The following is a 5,305-nucleotide window of genomic DNA, read 5'->3' as shown; positions in this document are numbered from 1 at the left end:
CTCCACGTACTTGATATTGCTTGATTCACGCTCCTTTATCACGTTGGCTAAGAACTCCTCGTCGTCGTTACCCAGCTGGAGGAGGAGTTGAATATTCTTGTTTCTAAGTTTATCCTCTGCGAACATCAGCCAGCTTCTTAACCTGTCCTCCATCAACTTCTTGAAAACCCATTCTGAGTAAGACGGGTCAGAGCTCATCTTCTCATACTCTTCCTCGTCAGCAATCACCGTGTAACCACCACTGTTCTCGATTTTCTCGACGAATTTCAGCACCTCGTTTTCCTTCATCACCTGCCTCTTACCCAGGTAGTAGACCTCGAAAGAATCCCTCTTCCTCAGTATTGGGACAAAGTATTTGCCGCTTATGTCCCCACCATAGATTAAGTAGTCGACTTTATACATTAGGCCTGCGTTAACGAATTTTCTGAACACTATTGTGGAGCCGTGGAAGTCGGAGGCGTAAAGTATCTTGATTTGGGGCAAACACTCACCTTATATTAAATTTCTCTTCTGCCTCGCGGAATACCTCATCGAAAATCTCTAGTGCTTTATTCAGCGTCTCCTCGCTTATTATTAATGGTGGTGACAGGGCAAACCTATTCCCGAGGTAACCGGCTCTCTTGACTAACACCCCCTTCTGGAGCAATCTCATAACCATCCACTTTGTCTCTTCGGCTGCAGGTTTCTTGCTTTGCCTGTCTTTCACGAATTCGACGCCTATGTACAAGCCCTTTCCCTCAACGTAGCCTAGTATAGGATGCTCCTGCATCAAGTCCTGCAACCCCTTCAAGAACTTCTCCCCCTTGACCTTAGCCTGGTATGCCAGGTTCTCCTTCTCTATGATCTCTATAGTCTTAAGCGCTGCCGCGCAACCGAGCATGTAACCCGCGAAAGTGCTCGAGTGAGCACCTGGTCCCCAGCTATCCATTATCTCAGCCCTTCCTATTACAGCTGAGAAGGGTAGGCCATTTGCTATAGACTTAGCAACCAACACTATGTCGGGTTCGACGCCAGGGTAGTGTTCTACAGCCCACATCTTGCCTGTCCTAGCCCAGCCGGTCTGAATCTCGTCTACTATGAAGACAGCGTCGTATTCTCTAGCCAGCTTGTACAAGCCCGGTAACCAGTTGTCCGGGGGTATCATGTAGCCCGCCGCGCTCTGGTAGGGCTCTATGAGGAAGCCTGCTACATTACTCGACTTACTGAACGGGTCTCTTAGACCGTAGTAAGTGTGAGTGAACATGTATTCAACAATGTATAGGCAGTCTTCGGCGCATTCCTCGCATGTTTCAGCCTTAGGATTACAGGGACACCTGTAACAGTAGGGGAATGGTATTCTAACAACGTTTATATCGGCGCCCATCAAGGGGTAGTTCTGAGACCACGTTGAGAAACTCGTGGTGAAGGGCACCGTCCCAATAGTCCTTCCATGGTAGTCACCCCATTGTGTAACAATAATTGGTCTCCCGGTATAGTACCTGGCTAGCTTAATAGCAATCTCGTTCGCGTCGGAGCCTGTTAGACCGTAAAACACTTTCTTCCTGAAAGAGCCCGGAGTTATCTCAACGAGCTTCTCACCTAGCTTAATTCTCACTTCACTCAACATCTCAGCATACTGCACTAGCTTGTTGAATTGCTCTATGATAGCTGCCAAAACCTCCTTCCTATGGTGACCAACATTACTCACGGCAAAACCGGCCATCATGTCAATATAGCGCCGCCCATCAGCGTCTATTATAATGGCATCGTCCACGGCTTCCTCGACAACGGGCGGCGCGTCGTACATGCCGAAAGGCATAGCGCCGAGAGACTCGACCTCTAGAGCCCTCTTTAATAGCTCTAATGACCTAGGACCGAAACCCCATTTCACGGCGTTCTCGAGAATCCTCTGAGGATCGGGTATCATCTTAAGCTTCGACTCGATGGTTTCAATGATCTTAGTCAACTCCCACACCACTATTATAGTACACTTCAATCAAGTATTAGTACCAAGAAATATGAGAGCCGATATTGTTTTTGGAGAATACAAAGAAACTACACAAACTCTCCTATAACACTCTTCTTCACTTCATCAGGTAGTATTAAGACAACGTGAAGTCTGCTCTTTAGTCTCTCAACTAGTTTCTCGTAGACGTCTTCGAAGGTAGCCAACAAAAACACGCCTAGAACATCGCATCTTTTACGAGCTGCGTACTCGGTTAAAGTCATAACCGTGGCTCCAGTCCACGCGATATCGTCAACGACTACAACTTTCTTATTCCTCAACTCTCTTCCAAGAGGCAAGGTGATGTACCTCTTAATCCTAGGCCCCCAGGCATAGGCAGGCATGTACTTGTAGGGCACGCTATGTCCACCCCTTGTAATTATATCTCTTAAACCATATACAACCGGTGATCTAAGGCGCGAGGCAATAGCTTGGGCTAACGCTAGCCCCCCGCCCTCGATCGTTAGAATGTAGTCGTAACTAAGAGTGCCGAACTCTCTCAGAAACTCGTAGACAACGCAATCAAGTAACTCCGGACATTTGAACAGTAGGTTATTCGTCTCGGGAAACGGGTATGGTCGTTGAATCAAACAATCTCTCATTACACTTTTATAATCAATCTCTCCGAGCTTCTCGCTAAGCTCTTTCATGGTTGGCCTACTAGGCTTAATATGCATATTCACGTACTTACTCAATGTGGTTAAGTCTATGTCGAGATTATTAGCTAGATCCTTGAGCTTCATTACTCTACAAGCTGAATTAACTCTACAGTAAAACTCTGCTTCGAGCATTAAGTCCTTTATTCTCTTAGAACTACTCAATTACTAACCCTATTGTACAGTCCTCTAATTTTTTACATAGTATATATAGCGTTGTACATGTTTTTTATTTTTTTGTACATTTTAAACAGAGTATTGTAGGCTTCTCTCAACTCGGATCTCGGCTTATAAATATGTTCGATTTCAATAAGTTTCCTCAAGTCGCCGAACTTTATTCTCCCAGCCCCTATCGCAGCTAGTAATGCTGCACCGTACGGTGATAGGTCTTTAATACGCGGCTTCTTAACCACTAAACCCAGTATGTTTGAGACTATAGTATTAAATACGTTAGATGACGACAAACCACCCGACACAACTACTTCTCTCGTCTTTAATCCTAGTTCACTAGCTAGTTCAATAATCTCCCTGACCCAGAATCCTACACCCTCGTAAGCCGCTTTAACTAGCTCAACAGGTTTTGTCCACAGAGATAAACCATACACTAACCCTCTCGCTAGCGAATTCCATTCGGGGCTGCGTGAGCCGCTTAAGTAAGGTATTAGCACGAGGCCCGAGGGCTCCTCTAAGCTTATCTCGTTTTCAGCACTCCTATCTAAGCCAGTTAATTCGAGTACTTTGTCTACCGTTAAACCAGCTGATGGAAGGGAGGCTTCTAAAACGAATAAGCCAGGTACAACGTGGCGGTATGTCTCAAACCCCTTCTCGTAGTCTAGAATAGGCTTATCCACGGGAATGTCCACGCAGGCTGAAGAGCCTGCTGACAACGAAGCTGTATCGCTTTCAACTACACCTCCGCCTAGAGCTGCTACAACCGAGTCTACGCCTCCCAACACTACTCTGATACGCGGGTTCGACCAGTGTTGTAAAACAGTGTGGGATTCGACAGGTTTGAATAGCTTTGTCTCGTCTATTCCGAGCAGGCTCAAGATCTCCTCGTCGTAGAAGCCTTTTATATTTAACAACTGCGTTTCCGACGCACTTGAGAAATCTGTATACGTCTGCTTAGTTAGGTTGTAGACTATGTAGTCTTTAAACTGGACGAACCACCTAGCTTTTCTAAAAACATCTGGCTTGAAGCGTTTAACCCAAGCTATTTTAGCCGGGAAGAAAATCGGGGATAAGCGTAAACCTGTTTTGTAATACCACTCTCTCTCTTTCATTAACCCTGCCACCTCGCCTATGACGACTCTAGCTCTTGTATCTAGCCATATGATGGACTCGAGACTCCTCCCTTGCTCATCCATGACTATAAGTGATGGAGAGTGTCCACTGAAACCTACATATATAACCCCGTTAAACCTGCTCGCTAATTCGCTTAGCTCTCTCTCCACGATCCTTAGCGCTTCTTCAGGGTTGTAGAACACGCTTCCGTTACTGGCAAACTCCGCTTTTAGTTCACGTGTAGTAACGTAGACCTCGGTTAATGAATCGTCTAAGACTACAAATTTCACGGAAGAAGTGCCAAGATCTACTCCCACAAAATACTCCATACAAACCCCTTGAGTCTAGGCTTTGGATCTGAATCTACCTCTTGAAAAACCTTACCAGTAACTATTTCAAGCATATATTGGATTACGTACTCCAAAATCATTTACTTAAACCAGAGTGTTGCCGGAAGCGAGGCTTATTGAGCTGAAAGGGTAGGCTCGTAGACTTCGAGCAGGCACTCCCGTACATTAAGGATGTTCTCTCGACTTGAAGGGCTCCTCTTAAGGTGAGCGAGAGCTTTAAAGCTTTAGACGGCGCCTTGTACGCCGCTTTGTGGTGGTTGCCTGTGCCCGTGATTTAGGTTTTCCCGGTTACTTGAGTTGTTGTAAGGGTTTCGAGCACGGGCTCCCCCCGCACTCACTTGCTCGTCGCGGGTTCGTCGGAAGCTACTAAGCACTTCTACCTTCATAGCCTCTCAACACCCGCTTCATCCTAGTGGACGGGCCTGCCCCCTCGACGCGCTAGACTTCTACGCAGCATAATATTGGGGGTGGCGATACCGGAGTTTACAAGTTGGTTCTAGACCTGGTTGCTGAGATACACTGACACTCCTGGTAAAGCTTGGGGGTTTGAGCAAGAGAGTGCTAGGTTTGTGCCAAGCTGGAGTAGTACCACTCCTTCAATCGGAATCAAGGATAGAATCGCCTGGTTCATGTTATTAAACAACCCTCGTGCAAAGCCCGGAGTTAGGATTATTGAAGCCACATCCACTACACAGGTCTGAGCCTCATTGGCGTCGCTAATAGTCTCGGCTTGACAACAAGGACTTACTCGCCCGAAATTGACACAATGATCATAAACAAAAATCGGTAAAATTGTAGGGTAAGATAACATGCGAGTCCCTGTAGAAATCTCGAACTTCCTTTCCGTTATAATTTCAAGTCCAACTAAGTTATAAGCAATGTCTCATAGTATTATGTGTTCAAGCTTGAGTATCTGGTCAATCAACGAGATCGGGTACTGTTATTGATTATTTAAAATTAGTTGTGTAAATGGCCACGGGCCCGCCGGGATTTGAACCCGGGTCCTCCGGCTCCGGAGGCCGGCGCCCTGT

Annotated in this window: 3 protein-coding genes and 1 pseudogene; all 4 read right to left on the bottom strand. The window is 46.3% G+C overall.

The features are described from left to right. A pseudogene (locus ACP5KC_RS08625) lies at positions 1-483 on the bottom strand (hypothetical protein); the annotation flags it as partial. A gap of 4 nt (positions 484-487) precedes the next feature. Further along, positions 488-1,945, bottom strand: a complete 1,458-nt coding sequence (locus ACP5KC_RS08620; protein WP_428287289.1) for an aspartate aminotransferase family protein — start codon at positions 1,943-1,945, stop codon at positions 488-490. Between the two features lie 89 nt (positions 1,946-2,034). Beyond that, complete coding sequence (locus ACP5KC_RS08615; RefSeq protein WP_428287288.1) at positions 2,035-2,805, bottom strand: phosphoribosyltransferase family protein; 771 nt, start codon at positions 2,803-2,805, stop codon at positions 2,035-2,037. A gap of 32 nt (positions 2,806-2,837) precedes the next feature. After that, entirely contained in the window at positions 2,838-4,253 is a 1,416-nt protein-coding gene (locus ACP5KC_RS08610) for a xylulokinase (protein WP_428287287.1), read from the bottom strand. Between the last annotated feature and the right edge of the window lie 1,052 nt (positions 4,254-5,305).

It is taken from the genome of Infirmifilum sp. (assembly GCF_049970975.1).
Lineage (GTDB): Archaea > Thermoproteota > Thermoprotei > Thermofilales > Thermofilaceae > Thermofilum > Thermofilum uzonense.
The sequence above is the reverse complement of the archived record's forward strand: the minus strand, read 5'-3'. Positions and strand labels throughout refer to the sequence as shown.